Annotated in this window: 20 protein-coding genes; 8 read left to right on the top strand and 12 right to left on the bottom strand. The window is 44.4% G+C overall.

From position 1 onward, the window contains the following. Window position 1 precedes the first annotated feature (1 nt). The 4 genes from gnd to DXA54_RS19585 are packed head-to-tail and all read left to right on the top strand — an operon-like array spanning window position 2 to window position 4733. Entirely contained in the window at window positions 2-1477 is a 1476-nt protein-coding gene (gene gnd / locus DXA54_RS19600; RefSeq protein WP_032846467.1) for a decarboxylating NADP(+)-dependent phosphogluconate dehydrogenase, read from the top strand. Window positions 1478-1511: 34 nt separating this feature from the next. After that, on the top strand, window positions 1512-3008 hold the full coding sequence (zwf, locus tag DXA54_RS19595) for a glucose-6-phosphate dehydrogenase (RefSeq protein ID WP_120080463.1): 1497 nt from the start codon (window positions 1512-1514) through the stop codon (window positions 3006-3008). Then, window positions 3005-3736, top strand: a complete 732-nt coding sequence (gene pgl / locus DXA54_RS19590) for a 6-phosphogluconolactonase (RefSeq protein ID WP_004297828.1) — start codon at window positions 3005-3007, stop codon at window positions 3734-3736. Before zwf ends, pgl begins: the two co-directional genes overlap by 4 nt. 46 nt (window positions 3737-3782) lie before the next feature. Continuing rightward, on the top strand, window positions 3783-4733 hold the full coding sequence (locus DXA54_RS19585) for a Dyp-type peroxidase (RefSeq protein WP_008647212.1): 951 nt from the start codon (window positions 3783-3785) through the stop codon (window positions 4731-4733). 22 nt (window positions 4734-4755) lie between these two features. Here the strand turns inward: DXA54_RS19585 and DXA54_RS19580 are convergent, their stop codons facing one another. The 7 genes from DXA54_RS19580 to DXA54_RS19550 form a co-directional block, all read right to left on the bottom strand. After that, window positions 4756-4968, bottom strand: coding sequence for a hypothetical protein (locus tag DXA54_RS19580; protein WP_004310918.1), 213 nt, complete (start codon window positions 4966-4968; stop codon window positions 4756-4758). A 266-nt stretch (window positions 4969-5234) separates the two neighbouring features. Further along, window positions 5235-5933 carry a LytR/AlgR family response regulator transcription factor gene (locus tag DXA54_RS19575; protein ID WP_004300327.1) on the bottom strand — a complete coding sequence of 233 codons (699 nt, stop codon included), beginning with the start codon at window positions 5931-5933 and terminating at the stop codon, window positions 5235-5237. Window positions 5934-5975: 42 nt separating this feature from the next. Next, a complete protein-coding gene (locus DXA54_RS19570) occupies window positions 5976-7037 on the bottom strand; it encodes a sensor histidine kinase (RefSeq protein WP_004306368.1) in 1062 nt (353 codons plus the stop codon). Window positions 7038-7085: 48 nt separating this feature from the next. Next, on the bottom strand, window positions 7086-8306 hold the full coding sequence (locus tag DXA54_RS19565) for an ABC transporter permease (protein ID WP_004300329.1): 1221 nt from the start codon (window positions 8304-8306) through the stop codon (window positions 7086-7088). Between the two features lie 119 nt (window positions 8307-8425). After that, window positions 8426-9169, bottom strand: coding sequence for an ABC transporter ATP-binding protein (locus tag DXA54_RS19560; RefSeq protein ID WP_004300330.1), 744 nt, complete (start codon window positions 9167-9169; stop codon window positions 8426-8428). Window positions 9170-9217: 48 nt separating this feature from the next. Beyond that, complete coding sequence (locus DXA54_RS19555; RefSeq protein ID WP_008647214.1) at window positions 9218-10438, bottom strand: efflux RND transporter periplasmic adaptor subunit; 1221 nt, start codon at window positions 10436-10438, stop codon at window positions 9218-9220. Window positions 10439-10457: 19 nt separating this feature from the next. Further along, window positions 10458-11855, bottom strand: a complete 1398-nt coding sequence (locus DXA54_RS19550) for a TolC family protein (RefSeq protein WP_008647218.1) — start codon at window positions 11853-11855, stop codon at window positions 10458-10460. 218 nt (window positions 11856-12073) lie between these two features. Here DXA54_RS19550 and DXA54_RS19545 point away from each other — a divergent pair, with 218 nt between their 5' ends. From DXA54_RS19545 to cydB, 3 genes are read left to right on the top strand one after another with little or no spacing between them, the layout of a single operon-like run. Continuing rightward, window positions 12074-12310: a DUF4492 domain-containing protein gene (locus DXA54_RS19545; protein WP_004300334.1), complete on the top strand. Its 237-nt coding sequence runs from the start codon at window positions 12074-12076 to the stop codon at window positions 12308-12310. A gap of 20 nt (window positions 12311-12330) precedes the next feature. Then, window positions 12331-13878 (top strand): cytochrome ubiquinol oxidase subunit I, encoded by a 1548-nt coding sequence (locus DXA54_RS19540; protein ID WP_004300335.1) that lies wholly within the window; start codon window positions 12331-12333, stop codon window positions 13876-13878. Window positions 13879-13915: 37 nt separating this feature from the next. After that, window positions 13916-15058 carry a cytochrome d ubiquinol oxidase subunit II gene (cydB, locus tag DXA54_RS19535; RefSeq protein ID WP_008647221.1) on the top strand — a complete coding sequence of 381 codons (1143 nt, stop codon included), beginning with the start codon at window positions 13916-13918 and terminating at the stop codon, window positions 15056-15058. A gap of 145 nt (window positions 15059-15203) precedes the next feature. Here the strand turns inward: cydB and DXA54_RS19530 are convergent, their stop codons facing one another. The 4 genes from DXA54_RS19530 to wecB all read right to left on the bottom strand — a co-directional run bounded on the left by DXA54_RS19530 (window position 15204) and on the right by wecB (window position 21564). Continuing rightward, complete coding sequence (locus DXA54_RS19530; RefSeq protein ID WP_008647223.1) at window positions 15204-16160, bottom strand: D-2-hydroxyacid dehydrogenase; 957 nt, start codon at window positions 16158-16160, stop codon at window positions 15204-15206. 97 nt (window positions 16161-16257) lie between these two features. Continuing rightward, window positions 16258-17529 carry a replication-associated recombination protein A gene (locus tag DXA54_RS19525; RefSeq protein WP_004311579.1) on the bottom strand — a complete coding sequence of 424 codons (1272 nt, stop codon included), beginning with the start codon at window positions 17527-17529 and terminating at the stop codon, window positions 16258-16260. 6 nt (window positions 17530-17535) lie between these two features. After that, on the bottom strand, window positions 17536-20112 hold the full coding sequence (locus DXA54_RS19520; RefSeq protein ID WP_004311580.1) for a DUF5686 and carboxypeptidase-like regulatory domain-containing protein: 2577 nt from the start codon (window positions 20110-20112) through the stop codon (window positions 17536-17538). Window positions 20113-20478: 366 nt separating this feature from the next. Next, on the bottom strand, window positions 20479-21564 hold the full coding sequence (wecB, locus tag DXA54_RS19510; protein ID WP_004311581.1) for a non-hydrolyzing UDP-N-acetylglucosamine 2-epimerase: 1086 nt from the start codon (window positions 21562-21564) through the stop codon (window positions 20479-20481). 92 nt (window positions 21565-21656) lie between these two features. On the opposite strand from wecB, the gene DXA54_RS19505 reads away from it, so the two are divergent. Further along, window positions 21657-22280 (top strand): trimeric intracellular cation channel family protein, encoded by a 624-nt coding sequence (locus tag DXA54_RS19505; protein WP_004311582.1) that lies wholly within the window; start codon window positions 21657-21659, stop codon window positions 22278-22280. 201 nt (window positions 22281-22481) lie between these two features. Here the strand turns inward: DXA54_RS19505 and DXA54_RS19500 are convergent, their stop codons facing one another. Then, window positions 22482-22979 (bottom strand): DUF4251 domain-containing protein, encoded by a 498-nt coding sequence (locus DXA54_RS19500; RefSeq protein WP_117683736.1) that lies wholly within the window; start codon window positions 22977-22979, stop codon window positions 22482-22484. Window positions 22980-23074 lie beyond the last annotated feature (95 nt).

The raw sequence follows: 23074 nt of genomic DNA, 5'->3' as shown, positions 1-23074 counted from the left end.
TATGGCAAATCAGAATAAAACAGATATCGGACTTATCGGCTTGGCTGTGATGGGCGAGAATCTTGCTTTAAACATGGAGAGTAAGGGATGGCACGTGTCGGTATATAACCGTACTGTTCCCGGAGTAGAAGAGGGGGTGGTAGAGCGCTTCCTGAATGGTCGTGCAAAAGGTAAAAACATCGAAGGATTCACGGATATAAAGGCATTTGTAGATTCGATAGCTATTCCCCGTAAGATTATGATGATGGTTCGTGCCGGAAGTCCGGTAGACGAACTGATGGATCAGCTTTTCCCGTTGCTTTCACCGGGAGACATTCTTATTGATGGCGGTAATTCTAATTACGAAGATACCAACCGTCGTGTCCAACTGGCGGAATCAAAGGGATTTCTTTTCGTCGGTAGCGGTGTGTCCGGTGGTGAGGAGGGAGCCTTGAATGGCGCTTCTATTATGCCCGGCGGTTCGGAAAAAGCATGGCCGGAAGTGAAACCGATTCTTCAGAGTATTGCGGCAAAAGCTCCGGACGGCACTCCTTGTTGCCAATGGGTGGGTCCTGCCGGCTCCGGTCATTTTGTGAAGATGATTCACAACGGTATCGAATATGGTGATATGCAACTGATTGCCGAAGCCTATTGGGTGATGAAAAAGTTGCTTGATCTGACCAATGAGGAAATGGCTGATGTCTTTGCCCGTTGGAACGAAGGCAAACTTCGCAGTTATCTGATTGAAATCACCGCCAACATTCTGCGGCATAAAGACAAATCCGGAGGTTATCTCATTGATAAAATTCTGGATGCAGCCGGACAGAAAGGAACCGGTAAATGGTCGGTTATCAATGCGATGGAACTCGGTATGCCGTTAGGGCTAATTGCCACGGCGGTATTCGAACGAAGCCTTTCTTCACAGAAAGACTTGCGTCACTTGGCTTCCAAGCAATTCCAGTGTCAACATACACAACCTATATATAATAAGGCGGAACTCGTAAAGAATATTTTTTCTGCTCTTTATGCTTCCAAACTCGTCTCTTATGCCCAGGGATTCGCCGTGTTGCAACGTGCTTCCGACGCTTTCGGCTGGCATCTCGACCTGGCTTCCATTGCACGTATGTGGCGTGGGGGATGCATCATCCGCAGTATATTCCTGAACGATATTGCTGCTGCCTTCGAAGCCACCGACAAGCCTAAACACTTGTTGTTGGCTCCTTATTTTAAAGAAGAAATGAAGACATTGCTTCCCGGATGGAAGAGCCTGGTGGCGGAATCCATGAAAGAAGAACTTCCCGTTCCTGCTTTCTCCTCTGCCCTCAACTATTTCTATTCGCTCACTTCTGCCGATCTGCCCGCCAACCTTGTACAGGCACAACGCGATTATTTTGGTGCGCACACTTTTGAGCGTAAGGATGAGTTGCGCGGACAGTTCTTTCATGAGAACTGGACAGGCCACGGAGGAGATACGAAATCGGGCACCTATAATGTTTGAGTAAACCTATAATTCATATTTAGAAATTAATAAAGTGGATAAATTTGCAATGATAATTTTCGGTGCGTCAGGTGATTTGACCAAGCGTAAGCTGATGCCTGCCCTTTACTCCCTCTACCGTGAAAAACGGTTGACCGGAGAGTTTTCCATATTGGGTATCGGGCGTACGATCTATTCTGACGATAACTACCGTTCCTATATATTAGAAGAACTGCAACAGTTCGTCAAGTCTGAAGAACAGGACACAGCTCTTATGGCTTCATTTGTCTTCCATCTCTACTATTTACCGATGGACCCGGCAAAAGAAGAAGGTTACCCGCAACTCCGCCAACGTCTGGTTGAATTGACTAACGAGGTAGATCCAGACAATCTGCTGTTCTATCTTGCCACTCCGCCATCACTTTACGGAGTAGTGCCCATCTATTTGAAAGCTGCCGGACTTAACACTCCCCACTCGCGCATCATCGTTGAGAAACCTTTCGGCTATGATCTCGAGTCGGCACTTGAACTGAATAAAACGTATGCCTCTGTTTTCAATGAGCATCAGATTTACCGTATCGACCATTTTCTCGGTAAGGAAACGGCCCAGAATGTACTGGCTTTCCGTTTTGCCAACGGTATCTTCGAACCTCTTTGGAATCGTAACTATATTGACTACGTAGAAATTACAGCCGTAGAAAATCTGGGTATCGAGCAACGAGGCGGGTTCTATGAAACGGCAGGTGCGCTGCGGGATATGGTGCAGAATCATCTGATACAGCTCGTGGCCCTTACGGCTATGGAACCGCCTGCTGTTTTCAATGCAGACAATTTCCGTAATGAAGTGGTGAAGGTCTACGAATCTCTTACTCCATTGAATGATGTAGATTTGAACGAACATATTGTTCGCGGACAATATACAGCCTCCGGTAGTAAAAAAGGATACCGTGAAGAAAAAGGAGTGGCTCCCGATTCGCGTACGGAAACTTATATTGCCATGAAACTGGGCATTAGTAACTGGCGCTGGAGTGGCGTTCCGTTCTACATTCGTACAGGTAAACAAATGCCGACGAAAGTAACGGAAATCGTTGTGCATTTCCGGGAAACACCTCACCAGATGTTTCATTGTGCTAGTGGCAACTGTCCACGGGCTAATAAATTGATCCTTCGTTTGCAACCGAATGAAGGAATTGTGCTCAAAATCGGAATGAAAGTCCCCGGTGCAGGTTTCGAAGTCCGCCAGGTGACGATGGATTTCAGTTATGCACAGTTGGGCGGTGTGCCTAGTGGTGACGCTTATGCCCGTCTGATAGATGATTGTATCCAGGGCGATCCGACTTTATTTACTCGAAGTGATGCAGTAGAAGCCTCATGGAAATTCTTCGATCCGGTGCTCCGCTATTGGAAAGATAACCCTGATGCGCCTCTTTACGGTTATCCCGCAGGTACGTGGGGACCTTTGGAAAGCGAAGCAATGACGCACGAACATGGGGCTGACTGGACGAATCCTTGTAAGAATTTGACAAATACAGATCAATATTGTGAATTATGAAACTATCAGTTTTTCCCTCATCAATTGAAACTTCACGAGCATTGATACTCCGCCTGGTGGAAATCATGAATGAAGAGCCAGACAGAGTGTTCAATATCGCAGTTAGTGGTGGTAATACCCCTGCTCTGATGTTCGATTTATGGGCGAATGAATATATGGAAATTACTCCTTGGGACCGTATGCGGATTTATTGGGTGGATGAACGTTGTGTGCCTCCCGATGATTCGGACAGTAATTACGGAATGATGCGCAACCTTCTTTTGGGTATCACTCCTATTCTCTATGAGAATGTATTCCGTATCCGTGGAGAGGCAAAGCCTGCGAAAGAGGCGGTTCGTTATTCGGAGTTAGTCCGGCAGCAAGTGCCGTTTAAGCGTGGTTGGCCGGAATTCGATATTATACTGTTGGGAGCCGGAGATGACGGACACACTTCTTCGATCTTTCCCGGGCAAGAAGATTTGCTGACTTCAAACTCTATTTATGTGGTCAGTGCACATCCCCGTAACGGGCAGAAGCGTATCGCAATGACGGGATACCCCATTCAGAATGCCCGCTATGTCATTTTCCTGATTACCGGAAAAAACAAAGCCGATGTAGTAGAAGAAATCTGTAATTCGGGAGACACTGGTCCCGCAGCCTATGTGGCTCATCATGCGCAAAATGTAGAACTGTTTATGGATAAAGGGGCTGCCGCATATATTGAAGATCCTAATAAAAAGATGAGTTAGAACAGAACTATTTCATTGACGAAACTAATAGAAAAAAAAGAAAAATATGAATCCTTATCAACATTCATTTGGTGGTAATATCCCACAAGACGTAGCGGGGAAACAAGGCGAAAATGTTATTTTTATTGTTTATACTTTAAAAGATTCGCCTGAAACTCTTGACAAAGTAAAAGATGTGTGTGCCAATTTCTCGGCCCTGATTCGCAGTATGCGTAACCGTTTTCCTGATATGATGTTCAGTTGTACCATGGGATTTGGAGCCGATGCCTGGAGCCGTCTTTTCCCGGAACAGGGAAAACCCAAAGAACTGAAAACTTTCGAAGAGATAAAAGGCGAGAAGCATACGGCAGTTTCTACTCCGGGCGACTTATTGTTTCACATCCGTGCAAAACAGATGGGATTATGTTTTGAGTTTGCATCTATCATCGATGAGAAACTTCAAGGCGTGGTTGAACCTGTCGACGAAACTCACGGTTTCAGATATATGGATGGCAAGGCCATTATCGGCTTTGTGGATGGAACGGAGAATCCGGCGGTTGATGAAAATCCCTATCATTTTGCAGTTGTAGGAGAGGAAGATGCTGATTTTGCAGGAGGCAGCTATGTCTTTGTGCAGAAGTATATTCACGATATGGTTGCGTGGAACTCCTTACCTGTGGAAGAACAGGAGAAAGTGATCGGGCGTCGTAAGTTTAACGATGTCGAACTGTCTGACGAGGAGAAACCTCAAAATGCGCATAATGCCGTCACTAATATTGGTGATGACCTGAAAATAGTGCGTGCCAATATGCCGTTCGCCAATACGTCTAAGGGAGAATATGGTACTTACTTCATCGGCTATGCAAGTACGTTCACTACTACCCGGCAGATGTTGGAAAGTATGTTTATTGGCAATCCGGTAGGCAATACCGACCGTTTACTGGACTTTAGTACAGCAGTTACGGGAACACTTTTCTTTGCTCCTTCCTACGATTTGCTAGGTGAACTGGGCGAATAAAAAATAAAAGACTGGGGGAGTATTACACTTTAGTAATCTCCTCCACTACATATTGGTCTTTTACTTTCTTGCAGGTACATACGAAGAATTCCGGATGTTTCAGAGCTCCTTGTAAAGTATCAGGAAGAATCATTTCTTTAGTACGACGGTCCATTGCAACCGTTGCATACAGGATACCTTCACTCTCGCATTTCTCTATTAATGCACTTTTTAGTTCTTCTACGCTATATTCCATTTGTGTGATCCTTTGTCGCTGCAAAGTTATGGAAAATATGTATATTTTGTGCAATTATATTCCTGTAATAAATAAAAAAAATAGCTCCCTAGTTCGTCCGCCGACGAGGGAGCTATTAACACAAAAACTAAACTAGACTTAACTAAACTATTCTATTCTTGGAATTTCACAATCCCTTTCTGTTCGTTGCAAAGGTAGATATAAAACGGGTTTTGACAAACTATAATCGACAAAATTCACTTTTTTACCGATAAATTCATGAATAATTAGCTCCTTTCGTCAAGAAAAGTCTGAAAAACTTGCTTGTAACTATCGCTGATAGGAATATATGTCTTGTCAAAAACAATACGCCCGCGATCGATCACACGTATCTTATCTTTTTGTACGATGAATGAGCGGTGCACGCGTATGAAACGGCTGGAAGGTAAAAGTTCCTCCATTGCTTTCATACTCATCAGTGATAGAATAGGTTTGGAAGCATCTTCCGTATATATTTTAATATAATCTTTCAGTCCTTCGATATACATGATTTTCTTCAAGTCCACTTGCACCAGTTTGTAGTCACTTTTCACAAAAATACTGTCTATCTCTTCCGGTTTCTGTACAAGTTCGAACCATTGAAGGGCCTTGTTGGCAGCTTGCAGGAAATCGACGTAGGAGATTGGTTTCAGCAGGTAATCGAGTGCATTGACACGATAACCGTCGATGGCATACTGTCCGAAAGCGGTAGTAAACACAATGCGGGTGTGCGGATCTACCATCTTCGAAAACTCCAAACCATTAAGCTCCGGCATCTGGATGTCCAGAAACAGGAGATCGACCTCTTCGCCAGGCAATTCTTTCATTGCCTGAACCGCACTGGAATACTTTCCTACGAGTTGCAGGAACGGGGTTTTATTCACGTAACTCTCTAACAAGCTAAGAGCTAACGGCTCATCGTCAACAATTGCACAACGTAACATCATACTATTTTATATCTAAAGTTTTTATATTCAATGTTTTGAAATCTACTCTCTGATCTTGATACTTAATTTCGATTCATATACTTTTTCATCTTTTGAGATACCTTTCGACCAGGTATAAGCCCCGGGATAAAGAATCTCCAACCGGCGGCTGACTTGCTCCAGTCCCACACCCGAGCCACTTTTATCCTCCACTGTCTTTGGATGATTACTGTTGCGAATTTCGCAAATCACTTCCTTATCATTCTCCGAAAGATGAATACTGATGAAACTCGATTCAGTAGGGGAGATGCCATGCTTGAAAGCATTCTCTATCAATGAGATAAAGATAAGCGGAGCAATAAGCGTCTGACTGTCAGGCTGAATATCAAATTTAGTAATCATCTGTACATTGGCCGACAGGCGGATGCGCATCAGTTCAATGTAATTTCGGATAAAATCAACCTCTTTACAGAGAGGAACGTACGTTTGTTGGTTATCATATAACACATAACGAAGCAGTTTGCTCAACTCCTGAACTGCTTGTTGCGCTTTGTCCGAATCAAATGCAATCAGTGCATAGATATTATTCAGGGTATTCAGCAGAAAGTGAGGGTTCAGTTGGTTTCGCAGATTTTTCAGTTCCGCTTCCGCACGGTTTCGTTCCGCCTCTTTGCGGGCAGCTTCATTTTGCGTCCATCGCGCGCTCATACGGATAGCGGCACTTAGGCCGATAGTAAATACGAGGCTCAACATATCTCTAAGGAAGAATAGCCATCCCGGAGGCATACCCGGTCTTTTGGCTTTGGGTGCAAATGACGGATCGAATGTCAGGCTTTGCCAGAGATGTAACAAAATGCCGATGACACATAAAAAGATAATGTTGTAGACGATATATCTTTTGGCCTGACTCTGAAACAGATAACGAGGAACAAGAATGAAATAATTCACGTAGAACGCAATCATAAAAGAGAGTGGTACAGCAAGATGGCGTATATAGGCCATCCAGTTAATGTTCCCGTTTCCACGTTCAACGAAGAAGAACGGGAAACCGAACATAATCCCCCAGCTGATAATGTGTATCAGTATCTCCAGGGGACGACGTGCGGATGTAAAGGTTTGTTTCATAAAGACAAAGATAATTTTTTTAATTGACAACCGACGGTTGTCAATCAATTATTCGTATCTGATGGCTTCTATCGGGTCTAAATCAGCTGCTTTCTTAGCCGGATACCATCCGAAGAAGACGCCCGTAACGGTACATACTGCGAAGGAAAGGAATACACTCCACGGCTGGATATAGATAGGCCAATGCGCTACGCTCTTGACAATCCAGCTAGCCCCGCAACCGATAATCACTCCGATGATACCTCCCGTGATACTAATCATGATGGCCTCGATAAGGAATTGGCTTAGAATATCGACTCCACGTGCACCGACAGACATACGCAGACCGATTTCACGGGTACGTTCCGTAACGGATACATACATGATATTCATAATTCCGATACCACCTACTACCAATGAAATACCTGCGATACAAGCCAGCAGGGTTGTCATCAAATCGGTGGTTGAGTTGAGCATTGTACTCAATTCCTGTTGGGTACGGATGGTAAAATCATCGTCATCCGAGGCTTTCAGCTTATGGTTGCGACGGAGGATCGTACTGATTTCGTCAGTAGCATAATCCGTCATATCTTCGGTAAGGGCAGAGGCAAACACTCCCTGCAAATACGTGACGGCAAGCAGACGTTTCATCACTGTGGTGTATGGTGCAAGCACTACTGCATCCTGGTCTTGTCCCATGGAGTTGTAGCCTTTGGCTTTAAGCACACCTACCACACGAAGCGGTATTTTACTGAAACGAATAATCTTACCTACCGGATCACTTCCGTCCGGAAAAAGATTGTCTACTATAGTCTTTCCAATCACACATACTTTCGCCGAACTCTGTATGTCGGCCTCTGTGAACATCTCTCCGTTTTCAACAGTCAGCTGGCGGATGTCGAGGTATTCTGTTCCGACACCGTTCACGGAAGCTGGGTAGTTGTTGTTTCCGGCAATGAGTTGCCCCGATGATGAAACATTGGGACTGATGGCGGACAGGAAACTTGTCTCATCACGCAAGGCTTCGTAGTCGGCAAGCTTCAAGGTTTGCATAGCAGACGGGTCTTGGCGGACACCTCCACGCATATCGGCTCCCGGATGAATCATAATCATGTTCGATCCCATTTCGGAAATCTGCTGCTGGATGCTTTTCTTCGAACCTTGTCCGATAGCCAGCATCGTGATGACAGAAGCAACACCGATAATGATACCGAGCATGGTGAGAAAAGCACGCAGCTTATTGTTCGCCAATGCCCGGAGAGCTATCTTAAATAAATTAGTTCCATTCATAATGAATAATTTGCTAATTTGTCTATATACTAATGGGGCAATTTCCTGAAGGTATAGTCACCCAACCTGTTTATTGTACAGCAATCGGCACATTAGTATATCGGCACATTGAATAATTATTAATCCTCGTCGTTTTTCGGCAATGCGGCCAGCGCTTCGGCAGCAGACAGAATTTTCGGATTGGTTGTATCTTCTATAACCTGACCGTCACGCAGACGGATATTCCGGCTGCTATATTGCGAAAGTTCGGGATTATGTGTTACAAAGATAATCGTACGTCCCTCTGCATGAAGCTTTTGAAACAGTACAAGTATTTCGAAAGAGGTACGGCTATCGAGGTTTCCGGTCGCTTCGTCGGCAAGAATCACTGCCGGATTGTTGACCAATGCGCGTGCGATGGCAACGCGCTGCATCTGTCCACCGGACATCTGGTTGGATTTATGTTCCAGACGGTCCCCCAATCCTACAGCCTGTAGGGATTCGATGGCGCGGCGACGGCGTTCGGAAGCGCTCACGGCAGAGTTGTACATAAGCGGTAGTTCCACATTTTCTACAGCCGTCGTTTTAGGTAACAAGTTGTAGCTTTGGAACACGAAGCCAATCTTCCGGTTTCTTAGTACTGCACGTTGAGGCTTGCTCATCGTACGTACGGGAATATCGTCGAGCAGATATTCTCCACTGGTCGGGGTGTCCAGGCAGCCTAATATATTAAGCAGCGTGGATTTTCCCGAACCGGAAGTCCCCATGATGGTAACAAACTCTCCTTCATTGATATTGAACGAAACGCCCCGCAATGCGTGGACGGTTTCGTCGCCTACCTGAAAGTTACGTTTGATATTTTGTATTTCAATTACTTTTTTCATCGTAAATAATGTGTTAATGTGCCAATAACGGATTGGCACATTGAATAATTATTTTTTCTTCTTACTTCCCGGAGGGCCAGGCATGAACGGACTTCTTTCTCCGCCACTTTCCTGATTTCCTTCAGCAGCCACATTTTCACCGGGCATTGCTCCTATGGTAGCTTCGGTCACTACTTTTGTTCCTTCGGAAATGCCACTGATAATTTCTGTAGATATACCGTTGCTGATTCCTACTTCTACCGGATGAGCGGTGAATGTGGTTCCTTCACGAGTCCAGAGTTTATGTTCGCCTTCGCAATCTTTTACGATGTCATTATTACCGATTAACGGTTTTTCAGGTGTGAATCGCAGTGCTTTGTTCGGGACAGACAACACATCCTTTTTATCAAGAATATAGATCGTGACATTAGCTGTCAAACGAGGTTTCAGTTTCAAATCAGGGTTGGGAGCAGAGATTACAACTTCATAAGTAACTACTGTAGTGGTGGTGCTTGTACTGCTCGTACTGCTTGCATCTCCCAGACGAATTTGTGTAACTACGCCTTCGAATACATCATTCGGATAAGCATCTACCGTGAAGCTGGCACGCTGGCCTTCTACTACACCGCCTATATCAGCTTCATCCACATCGGCTACTACCTGCATCTGTGTCAGGTCGGCAGCAATAGTGAACAGTGTCGGAGTTTCGAATCCGGAAGCAACGGTTTGTCCTGCTTCCACATCACGGCTGATGACTACTCCGTCAATCGGTGAGGTGATAGTAGCATAAGCCAGGTTACGTTCTGCTTTTGCGAGCGATGCCTTACTGCTATCATAGCTACTTTTCGCTTTCTGATAGTTGTAGAGGGCCTGTTCGAAATCCGTATCACTAATCAGTGACTTTTCGTGTAAGCCTTTGCTACGTTCATAATTCTTCTTCTGATATTCATATTCGGCTTTTGCACCATCGTACGTTGCCTGTTGTGATGCCAATTCACTTTGCAATGTGGCACGGTCCATTTCGGCAATCAACTGTCCTTTGGTTACTACCGAGTTGTAATCTACGTAAATCTTGTCGATGATACCGGAAACCTGCGTACCGACTTCTACTTCCGTCACCGGTTCGATGGTTCCGGTAGCAGTGACCGAATTTGAAATATCGCCTTTGCTCACGTAGGCAGTGGCGTAGGTGACTTTGTGCTTGGCCGGTGAACCTGCAAAGAACCAGATTCCTGCACCTGCTACCACAACGACTGCCACAGCGATTAAGATAATCTTTTTCGTTTTCATTCGTTTATTATGCTTTTATTTATAATGCTAATTGATCTCCCTGATAGAACTTCAGCAACTGCGTATTCAGTATGGCCATATATTTGGCTTGAAGCTGTTCCTGCTGTGCTTGTAGCAAGTTGTTCTTTTCAGTAAGAAGTTCTATGGTATTCTTCATTCCCAGATTAAACTGTTCGCTAATCAACTCATAGCTGATTTGTGTACTCTTCAACTTCTCGTTTGCTGCTGCATAACGTTGCTGTGCACTGTTAGCATCCAGCCAGAGTCCTTCGATGGTCTTGTACAGAGTTTTTTGTTCGTCAAGCAAGGATAACATGCTCGTCTCGTATTGCAATTTTGCTTTCTGTACGGCACTTTTAGTTTGACGGTTATTGAAGATCGGCACACTGACAGACAATCCGATCGAATTGTTCCATCCGTTTTTCACTTGCTCTCCGAAAGTGAAGTCGCTGCCGCTGGTGTGGTTGGTTCCGATTCCTGCGCTAAGGCTGATTGTGGGCAAATAACTTGATTTGGCAATACCGATACCCAGTTCGGAAGCCTCTACATTAAGTTTGCTAGCTTCAATCTCCGGGCGAAGACTCAATGCACTAATGTACACATCTTTTTTGGTAGGCAACGGAGCCAGTACATTTTCGTCGGACAGGGCAGGGAGGTAGATGTTCATTTCATTCTCCCCATCCAGTTCGAGCAATTGTTTCAGTTGTAATTTGTAATCTTCAAGAGTGGCTTGCGCTGTGACAAGTTGGTATCGGTCTGTGCTCACCTGCGCTTCCAGTTGGGCGAAGTCGCTTTTAGCAATACTTCCGGCGTTCAGAAGTTCCTGTCCGCGGTCACGCTGCGCAATAGAGACTTGCAGGGTACTTTCGTTTACTTTGACAGACTCGGCTGCATAAAGAATCTGGATATACACTTGGGCGATAGATTCCTGAATGTTATTTTCGGAAGTCGCTACGTCCAGTTCGGCTACCTGATTGTTCAACTTTTCCTGCTGGATGGTTTTCAGTCTTTTATTACCATTATATAGAGTCCACGACGCATTCAGTCCATAATTACCATTGTAGCTCGTTTTACTATTGCTACTGATAATTTCGCTGCCGCTTACCCGACTACTCGTCTCCTGATACGGACGATTCACCACCTGCTGGCTGGTAGAGAACGAAAGACTGGGAAACAAGGCAGCCTTAGCTGTCTTTACATCAATCTGCGTGCTGGCCGCAGTGATCCGGTTCTTGCGAATCGTGATGTTCTGCTCTTTTGCGTAGTCGATGCATGACTGCAAATCCCATTGAGCCGGAATTTTCGTTTCTTTCAGCGTATCGACTTGCAGCGGAGAAACTTGGGCAGATATGCCGGACAGCATACCTGCTTCAAGAAATGTCATCACTGTCAATCTTCTTACATTTATCATATTCATACTTCTATTGATTTACTGTTAGCGAAGGTACGTACATATTATATATGCCGCAAAAACGATAGACGGATGACGTAATTTCGCCGTTAAATGTTTTTTTTCTGTCGATAGGCAGGTTTTTGAAGAAAAACACAACAAATCACACAACTTTTTTGACTAGTTGTTTGTTTTAATTATAAAAAATGTATATTTGTACTCATTACAAATTATAACGTCAACATATGAAGAATACACTGCTTACGATCTGGAACTTCTATTTGGAGGGCTTCCGTAGTATGACCTTGGGGCGTACCCTGTGGGTTATCATTCTGCTGAAATTATTCGTTATGTTCTTCATCCTCAAAATGTTCTTTTTCCCTGATTTCCTCCGTGACCATCCTACGGATGACGACAAGGGAACATACGTGGGAAACGAACTGATAGAACGTGCCATCCCCGGTAAATCTACTGATTTTTAACTCTTAAACTACATAGGATTATGATTGAAAGTATTGACACCTCGCTGATCGATTGGTCGAGAGCCCAATTTGCGATGACAGCCATGTACCACTGGATTTTTGTTCCTCTCACACTCGGACTGGCAGTGGTGATGGGAATCATGGAGACGCTGTATTATAAAACAGGCAATGAATTTTGGAAAAAGACTGCCCAGTTTTGGATGAAACTCTTCGGTATAAACTTTGCCATTGGTGTGGCAACCGGTTTGATTCTGGAGTTTGAGTTCGGTACGAACTGGAGCAATTATTCGTGGTTTGTAGGAGATATCTTCGGTGCTCCGTTGGCTATTGAAGGAATTTTGGCATTCTTTATGGAAGCCACATTTATCGCCGTCATGTTCTTTGGGTGGGGCAAAGTAAGTAAACGTTTCCATTTGACTTCTACCTGGCTCACAGGCTTGGGAGCTACGATTTCTGCCTGGTGGATTCTCGTAGCCAACGCATGGATGCAGCATCCGGTAGGCATGGAATTCAATCCTGATACAGTTCGTAATGAGATGGTAGATTTCTGGGCAGTGGCTACGTCACCTGTAGCGGTCAATAAATTCTTCCATACGGTATTGTCCGGCTGGGTGTTGGGTGCTATTTTTGTAGTCGGCATCAGTTGTTGGTATCTGCTGAAGAAACGTAATCGTGAGTTTGCGCTTGCCAGCATCAAGATTGGGGCGATTTTTGGATTAGTAGCATCGTTGCTTTCTGTTTGGACAGGTGATGGTTCCGGTTATCAGATTGCCCAGACGCAACCGATGAAACTGGCTGCTGTGGAAGGTCTGTATGAAGGCGGCACTAATGTAGGTCTGGTTGGAATAGGAGTGTTGAACCCGGAAAAGAAGACTTACAACGATGGGAAAGATCCTTTTCTCTTCCGTTTTGAAATCCCCAGCATGCTTTCTTTCCTTGCAGAACGTAATGTAGACGGCTACGTTCCTGGTATTACAAATATCATCGAGGGTGGTTATCAACAGAAAGACGGATCGACAGCTCTTTCTGCTGCCGAGAAGATAGAACGTGGAAAAACGGCTATCGGTGCATTGGCTGCCTATCGTGCAGCAAAGAGTGCAGGACATGAGGAAGATGCTCAAATTGCATATAAAGTATTACAGGAAAATATTCCATATTTCGGTTACGGATATATCAAAGATGTGAACCAACTGGTTCCGAATGTTCCTCTGAACTTTTATGCATTCCGTGTAATGGTAATCTTGGGCGGATACTTCATCCTGTTCTTTATTGTCGTTCTCTTCTTTATCTATAAGAAAGATTTAAGCCAGATGCGTTGGATGCACTGGATTGCTCTGCTGACAATTCCTTTGGGATACATCGCCGGACAAGCCGGATGGGTGGTTGCCGAATGTGGGCGTCAACCGTGGGCTATCCGTGATATGCTGCCGACAATGGCTGCCATCTCCAAACTGGATGTAAGCTCTGTACAAACGACTTTCTTTATCTTCCTGCTCCTGTTTACAGTGATGCTGATTGCAGGTGTCGGAATTATGGTAAAGGCTATTAAAAAAGGACCGGAGAATTGATAATTACCTATTACTCATTACTTAATATTTTAGCTATATGTATATATTTTTGCAACAATATTGGTGGCTTGTCGTTTCCTTGTTAGGAGCCATACTCGTGTTCTTATTGTTTGTACAAGGAGGTAATTCTTTGTTGTTCTGCTTGGGTAAAACCGAGGAACATCGTAAGATGATGGTGAATTCTACCGGACGTAAGTGGGAGTTTACGTTTACTACATTGGTTACATTTGGAGGAGCTTTCTTCGCTTCTTTCCCCTTGTTTTACAGTACCAGTTTCGGCGGTGCATATTGGCTTTGGATGATTATACTTTTCAGTTTTGTATTGCAGGCTGTCAGTTATGAGTTTCAGAGTAAAGCCGGAAATCTGTTAGGTAAAAAGACATACCGGACTTTTTTGGTGATTAATGGAGTGGTAGGTCCTGTGTTACTTGGTGGGGCAGTGGCTACTTTCTTTACCGGTTCTGATTTCTATATTAATAAGACCAATATGACAGATACCATTATGCCGGTAATCAGTCATTGGGGAAATGGCTGGCACGGATTGGATGCACTGACCAACATTTGGAATGTTATTCTTGGATTGGCTGTCTTCTTCCTTGCCCGTGTGTTGGGATCTCTCTATTTCATTAATAATATTGATGATAAAGAGCTGACCGATAAATGTCGTCGTGCAGTACGAAATAATACAGTTTTGTTCCTTGTATTCTTTTTAGCATTTGTCATTCGTACATTGGTATCTGATGGTTTTGCCGTTAATCCGGATACACAGGAAATTTATATGCAGCCATACAAGTATTTCACTAACTTTATCGAAATGCCGGTAGTGCTGGCTTTATTCCTGATTGGTGTGGTACTGGTTCTTTTCGGCATTGGAAAGACATTGCTTAAAAAGACGTTTGATAAAGGAATCTGGTTTACGGGAATCGGTACGGTACTGACTGTTTTATCTTTATTGCTGGTAGCAGGGTACAACAATACCGCTTATTATCCGTCATATACAGACCTGCAAAGCTCATTAACTTTAGCCAATAGCTGTTCCAGCGAATTTACACTAAAGACAATGGCCTATGTCTCTATTCTTGTTCCATTCGTAATTGCATATATTTTCTATGCTTGGCGTAGTATCGATCGTCACAAAATTACCGAGAAAGAAATGGATGAAGGAGGACACTCATATTAATACTTTGTCCACATAGAATTTCGAATTGAGATTCTTGTAGGAACAAATAAACTCCCCTTATTTAATTCTTTATGTCATGGTAGAGAAGTTAAATGAGGGGAGTTTTATATATAAGCCTTTTCTATCTTTTCGGATATATCGCTTTTTATTTATTGACTATATTCTCCGGTTTTCCGGTAATGTAAGCCTGAAGGTTACTGATTGCAATATTCATCAGACGTTCACGAGCCTCGATGGTTGCCCAGGCAATGTGCGGAGTGATGTAGCAGTTCTTTGCAGTAAGTAATGGATTGTCGGCACAAGGTGGTTCAGTAGAAAGCACGTCTACTCCGGCTGCATAAATCTTGCCACTGTTCAAAGCGTCTGCAAGGTCTTGTTCGTTGATAAGCGGGCCGCGACCGGTGTTGATTAAAATAGCTGTCGGCTTCATCATACCCAAACGGCGTGCATTTACCATTTCGCGTGTCTCCGGAGTAAGCGGGCAGTGCAAACTGATAATATCACATTCGCTGAACAACTGATCTAAATCCATCTTCTTGATTTCCGGTGGCAACTGGAAGTGAGATTTAGAAGTCAATGCATACACTTGCATACCGAAACCGATAGCAACGCGCGCTGTGGTATATCCGGTATTTCCCAGTCCTACCAGACCGATTTTCTTTTCCCGTAGTTCCATCAATGGAGTATCCCAAAAACAGAAATCCTTGTTATTAGCCCAACGACCTTTATGCACTTCTTCAGAGTGGTGTTGCACTTGTTGAGTGATGTTCAGGATATGCGCAAATACCATTTGAGCAACGGAAGCAGTGCTGTATGAAGGAATATTAGTAACGACGATTCCCCGTTCTTTTGCAGCAGCTGTGTCTACCACATTGTATCCGGTAGCCAACACACCGATATATTTCAGTTCGGGCAGTGCAGCCATGTGGTCTGCATTGATGATTACCTTGTTAGTCAGAATTGCTTCTGCACCGGCTGCACGTTCTAATACCTCTTCCGGAGCTGTACGATCATAAATTGTACATTCTCCAAGCACCTTCATACCTTCCCAGGATAAATCTCCGGGATTGGCGGCATAGCCGTCTAAAACTACAATCTTCATTTCAATTTCAATATTATTAGTATGTTATAATGTTTCCTACTGCTTTATTGTGCTTTTAGCTTTTCTTACAGAAGGGAGTGACTTATTTTAGGAACGCTTATTTCTTAAATTTGTCTCCCCACAACTGTATCATTCGCTCGGCATGTTTCTGTTCTGCCGGATTGTTTTGCGGTTGCCATATCCGTTTGTCTTTCAGCTCGTCCGGAAGAAATTGCTGTTTGACAAAGTTACCTTCATAGCTGTGCGCATATTTATATTCCTGTCCGTATCCCAACTGTTTCATCAGTTTGGTCGGAGCATTGCGCAGATGCAAGGGCACAGGCAGATTACCGGTTGACCGGACTAGCTCTAATGCATCGTTAATCGCACTGTATGCCGAATTACTTTTTGGACTGGTAGCCAGATAAATCGTTGTTTCAGCCAAAGGAATCCGTCCTTCGGGCCAACCGATTTTCATCAATGTATCAAAGCACGCATTAGCGAGAAGCAATGCATTCGGGTTTGCCAGACCAATATCCTCGGCAGCCGAGATCACCAGTCGGCGGGCAATGAAAGCCGGATCTTCGCCTCCTTCCACCATACGGGCAAGCCAGTAGATCGCTCCGTCAGGATCGCTGCCGCGGATAGACTTGATGAAAGCCGAGATAATGTCATAATGCATCTCTCCATCCTTGTCATAAGCCAGTGGATTCTGTTGCAAGCGTTCGGTCACCATTTCATCGGTGATGACAACTGTTTCCTCCGTCTCCGATTGCACAACAAGTTCCAATATATTAAGCAGCTTGCGGGCATCTCCACCGGAGAAGCGCAACATAGCTGTTGTTTCTTTCAATTCAATTTTTCGTTCCTTCAGTATGGCATCTGTGGTGATGGCACGTTGCAGAAGTTCCAGCAAATCTTCTTTTTCCAAAGATTTGAGCACATAAAGCTGGCAGCGGGACAGGAGAGGGCGGATGACCTCAAACGACGGATTCTCCGTTGTTGCGCCAATCAGTGTGACTGTTCCGTTCTCTACCGCTCCCAACAGAGAATCCTGCTGCGACTTGCTGAACCGATGGATTTCATCGATAAACAGAATCGGGCTGGACTGTGAAAAGAAGCGGTTGCTCTTGGCACGTTCTATCACTTCGCGCACATCCTTCACACCGGAAGTCACGGCACTTAACGTATAGAAAGGTGTTTCCAGTTTGTTGGCAATGATTTGCGCAAGGGTTGTTTTACCCACTCCGGGAGGTCCCCAGAGAATAAACGAAGAGATGCGTCCTGCGTCAATCATTTTCCGCAAGATAGCCCCCGGTCCAACTAAATGTTTCTGACCGATATAATCATCCAAAGTCTTTGGCCGTAACCGTTCTGCTAGTGGTTGCATAATTTTTTAGAATACCATTAATACCATGAAGCGGATACCGTTTTTGTTGATACCCGGATTATCACGATAAGTGAAACGATGTACATACTCAACGTGCAGCAACTTGAAAATGTTGTAGATACCTACACTTGCTTCGACATACGGCACTTTCGGGTCCATCACGAAACTGGTGAACTTACCGTCACGTGTCGGGAAACGGAACAAATCGGGATTGTTGCTCTTGAACGGATTGTTCTTGTCCGTCAATGTTCCCCACAAAGCACGTACACGGAACATTTCCCTCCATTTCAGGTTCTTGATAAGAGGAATACGGTTGAAGAGTTTTCCATTCATGTCGTAGGATAATGACATGGAAGCGTAACGGTCGTTCAGGAATTCCATGTTATTAATCAAGTTGAACGTTTCGCGCTGGGTGATGTAGGACAAGTTGGCTTCCGGCAGGATTAACAACGGGAAAGGAACTGTGTTCCATTCTGCACCTGCTTTCACGCTGCAATCAATCTTTCCCCAGGAAGCCGGGAGCCAGAAACGTTTCCACACACTTGCTTCCGTACGGTTAAAGTTGTAATCTCCACCCAATACGCCTTTGAAACCCATGGCATGAGTGAGCGTAAAGATAGGAGCGTCCAGCGACACAGGCACGCGGCGTTGCTTGGAATTGACAAATGATTCGCCCGGCGCATAGCGCAGCGTCAGACTTGCTTCGGAAGTTGTGACATCGTGCACACGGGTTTGTGCGGCATCATTACGCAGATATTCCAGTTTGCCGGTCGGTTCGTCGTTACGGTGTCGCAACATGGCTTTCACTCCGAATCCGGTCAGCGTTTCGAGTTCATAATTAATGGTGGCGTCGCGCATATACGACATTTGGTCTACTGTCGTTGTTTTGACCGACAGGAAGATATTATCTTTATCCGTAAACAGGAATTTGTCCATCGGAGACATTACGTCATAACTGTACGTTGCCGAAAGATAATGTTTCGGGAACTCCCAGACCACATAATCGCGTTTGTTGAACGAATAAGTCACCGTTCCGCTATATTTCCAGCGTTCGTCTTTCAGACCGTACGCTCCGTATCCGCTCAAGAACCAGTGCTTGTCGAAATGAGCCGTAGTCATACCGCTCAACCGGAAACGGGTACCATCAATGTAATTGCTCGAAATCATGGTGTTGATAGGGCCGATGTCCACTTTGCTCGGATGCTCTTTGCTTCCTGTTTCTACAAAGTTCTCAATCAGTGCTTTCGCTCCGAAGATGATGTATTTGAATCCCGGAATCTGTTCGAGACGGTTGACGAATACATCCATCGAACTTTCTTTCTTTGTCAATGGTACTTGACGGACACTCGCCCAGTACTCATCGCTTTTCGAGAGCATATCCGCTTCTTTTATCACGCTGCCTTTCAACCGGAACAGTCGTTGTTCAATAGGATCGAATTTATAGTTACTATATTTCGTGGTTCGTTCCACCTGCAATCCACCTGCTGTTTTGTTGGAATTCCAGGAAAGGTCTACGGTCATGTCATCATCCGCCAACACCCAGTTGCCGTTGGGCAGTTGCTCATACTGTTGCGTGATGTCCATGCGGTTGACAAAGTTGACTCCGGTCTTTTTAGGCAGGTTCATTGTACATTTCTGAACGGCGTATGTAGAATCATTCAATACATACAGATGGCCGGTGAATCCGAAGTCCTGCGAGTTTTGCGGAACAAAAGTAAGGTGGACACATTCGCGTTTGTTTACCATCAATGTATCCATCAGATAATATTTATAAAATGAGATGGCATTGTTACCGATCGGACTGACGAAACGCTGCTGAAGCAACCGGATATCATCATCGTAGATATTGATGTCGGCAAATACGTCTTTCAATACGGTACCGAGCATATCTCCCGTAGAGAAAAATTCTTCTATACCATTGGAGTTCTTTCCTTTGATAATCGTTTTCTTGTTTTCGGGATTTTTGCGGTAGATGGTTTGCGAGGACGTTTCCTGTACGGAAATTGGGAGAATCAACTTATTGGTTGTTTCCGACACTTCCACTTGGTCTCTTAAGAATGAATATTTTTTGTAGATACCTTTTTCAAGCTTTTCCGGTGTGAGGTCGTTGATAGACATTTTCATCTTCTCGTACTTGTCGTACTGATAGTACTCGTTCACTTCGAGGACTTGTGCCTTTTTGTGTTCGATTACCTTCTTCATGAATTCCACTGCCGGATTGTTTTTGCGGGAATATTTCTCCTTTTGAGGTTTCACGACAACCTCGTTCAGGAGCACATTATCCGGAGCTAACTTAACGTTCACTGTCTGATTGTTGGAACCAACCCGAACCGTTTTACTGATATAACCTACAGCGGAGAACACCAGTGTTCCTCCGTTTCTGCGGGTGTCAAGACTGTATTCTCCGTCAATATTGGTGATGGTACCCATATCTCTCTTTTCTTGGTAGTAAACAGAGATATACATCAATGGCTCGTGGGTAATCGAATCAGTGACTACCCCTTTAATTTGCTGCGCAAAAGCATTGGAAGCTACCAATACGAGTAAGAACAGTATAAGTATTTTGTTATATCGTTGTATCATAACGTTCGTAGTAGGGCTGCAAAGTTAACAAATAACTCTAAGGATAACAGAATATATAACTTTTTTTACCCATCGTTTTTGGTTGTTTACAAGCATATATCGTCCGATAATTCAAGGAACATCCCGCTGTTAATCCTTTTGATAAGGGCATTTCCGCATTTCGTTCTCCCAGTTTCGGTATTTGAAACCTTTGCTCCCGTTGTAGGGCACTTTTTGTTTCGACATTTGAAACTTTTTGTTTCCCGGCATGAAACTGTTGGTTTCTCGGTGTGAAACACTTTGTTTCTCGGTGTGAAACTATTAGTTTCAAGGCGTGAAACTAACAGTCCCATGCCGGGAAACGGAATGGAACATGCCGGGTAAATGTTATTTGCTCGTAAGTATCTGTACAATACGCTCTGCGGTACGTCCGTCCCAACGTTCGGGAAGTTCGCCACGTTTCCATTCACCGTGCATCAGTGTATCCATTGTTTTGGCAAGCAGGGCAGGATCTTCTCCGACAAGTTCGTTGGTTCCCATGCGCCACGTTTCCGGATGTTCGGCATACGTGTTGAGTGTGATACAAGGAATACCCAGGAAGGTCGCTTCTTCGGCTACGTTTCCCGAATCTGTTATGATTCCTTTCGCCTTGTTTATCAGATAACCGAAGAACAGGTAGTTCTGCGGCGGCATGATATGGAGATTCGGAGCTTCGATGTCCAACTCTTTAATGGCATTACGTACGTAGGTATGTAGCGGTGCAACGATAGGCATACCGGCGGACTTGTCGATGATTGTTTTCATCAACTGACGCAGATTCTCCTTATTGCCGAGTAATACACGACGGTTGAGAGTAAATAGGAGATAATTTCCTTCTTGCAGTCCCAAGACGGAGAACCATATCGGTTTGAGCAAGCGGTTCCGGTTATAGCGGATGGCATCAATCAGAATGTTACCTACATAATATACGTTTTCGCTTTCCGTTCCCGTCTGGTTCAGGTTGCGGTTGGCAACCATGCCGGCTGTGAACAGATAGTCGGATAGTCCGTCTGTAATCATGCGGTTGACTTCTTTCGGCATTTTCATATCGAAAGAACGGGTTCCGGCTACGAGATGTGCTACCTTGATGCCTTGTTTCTTGGCAACGATGGCACAACTCATGGTTGCGGTCAAGTCGTCTACCACAAGGACTACGTGTGCCGGATTCTCCGTCAGTTCTTGTTCGAAGGCTACCATGATTCCGGCTGTCAAACTCGTTGGATTACTGCTTTCCACTCCCAGATACACATCGGGAGCTTTCATATCGAGATCCGAAAAGAGAGAAGCATCCAGACTTGTATCATCTTTCCTTCCTGTATAAACCAGTCGGTAAGAGATACTTTTACCCAGCGCCCGTGCGGCTTCAATAGCGCGTGTAATGGGAGCTATCTTCATAAAATTGGGGCGTGCCCCCGCAACAATTGTTATTTTCATATTGTTTCTACCTAATTCGGTTTAATTCGTGAAGCAAAAGTACATTTTCTTACGGAATTTATTCGTTACTTTGCATACAAAATAACAAATATATGCCCACATTCGTTCAAATTCTTGATTTTATAGGCACATTTGCCTTTGCTATTAGTGGTATCCGACTAGCTTCGGCGAAACGTTTCGACTGGTTCGGCGCTTATGTGGTAGGACTTGCTACGGCTATCGGCGGCGGTACTATCCGTGATGTACTGCTCGACGTGACACCGGGATGGATGACCGACCCTATCTATCTGATTTGTACAGGACTGGCTTTGTTATGGGTCATCTGTTTCGGACGCTGGCTCATCCGGCTCAATAATACTTTCTTCATTTTCGATACCATCGGTCTGGCACTGTTTACCGTGGTAGGTGTAGGCAAGAGCATTGCTTTGGGTTATCCTTTCTGGGTGGCGATTATCATGGGTAGCATTACGGGAGCGGCCGGTGGGGTCATTCGTGACGTATTTATCAATGAAATACCTCTTATCTTCCGAAAGGAGATTTACGCAATGGCTTGTGTCGTAGGCGGTATTGCATATTGGATTTGCGATCTCGCAGGTATGGAGTCCTACGCTTGTCAGTTGATTGGCGGATCAGCCGTATTTCTGACTCGCATCTTAGCTGTGAAATATCACATTTGCCTGCCTATATTAAAAGGTGGGGAAGAGCCGGAAGAATAAAAAAGATATTGCCCGAGTGAATGTGTTCATATTGTTTCTATCGGATAGCTAAGAATTAATAGTTTATATTATAAAATTAGGCACGGATTACACGGTTGCTGTATGGTAATCATCATTCTAAAAACCGTGTAATCCGTGCAATCCACACCTAATAATACAAAATTATTTAGCCCGTTTCTCTTACTTGTTTTTGTTTCTTACTTACTTCTCTTCCTTTATATACAGCTCCCCCTGAAAACTAATGGACTGACGGTTTTGCATATTGACATCAATGCTTGCCGAACCATTGGGGAATACTTTGACTCTGTATTCATACCTGTCTTCGGGATTGCGTGCGATAAACTCGATGACGGCATTTCCTTTCTTATCCATTTTCATACTGTATTCTTTGAGCACAGCTTTAAAATTTAGCCCGTCGCCTCCGCCATAGGGGATGCTGTAAGCCCGTCCATAATAAGGCAGATAAGAAATGACCGAATCGTTTCTGATTTCCAGTGAGTAGGAAGATGTCAAAGGGATGGAGCGTCCGCGCATCGGCATGGCGGTGTTGACATCTATCTTGTAGTTTTCAGATTCAATCAGCTTCTTTACGGCTTCTTTCTTCTGTTCTTTCTTTTCCTTTTTACTTTGAGCCGAAAGGGTAGGGATGCCCACTAGCAAGGCTAGTAACAGCATAAAGATTTGTTTCTTCGTTCTCATATCAGTTGTATTTAGGTTGATGTATATATGTATAACAACCAAATATAAGAAAAAGACAGGGATAGTTCTGTTTCCTTTAATGAAAATTAAACAGA

The organism is Bacteroides sp. OF03-11BH, assembly GCF_003604005.1.
Lineage (GTDB): Bacteria > Bacteroidota > Bacteroidia > Bacteroidales > Bacteroidaceae > Bacteroides > Bacteroides ovatus.
Note: the sequence above shows the minus strand (reverse complement) of the source record. Positions and strands in the feature narration are given on the sequence as shown.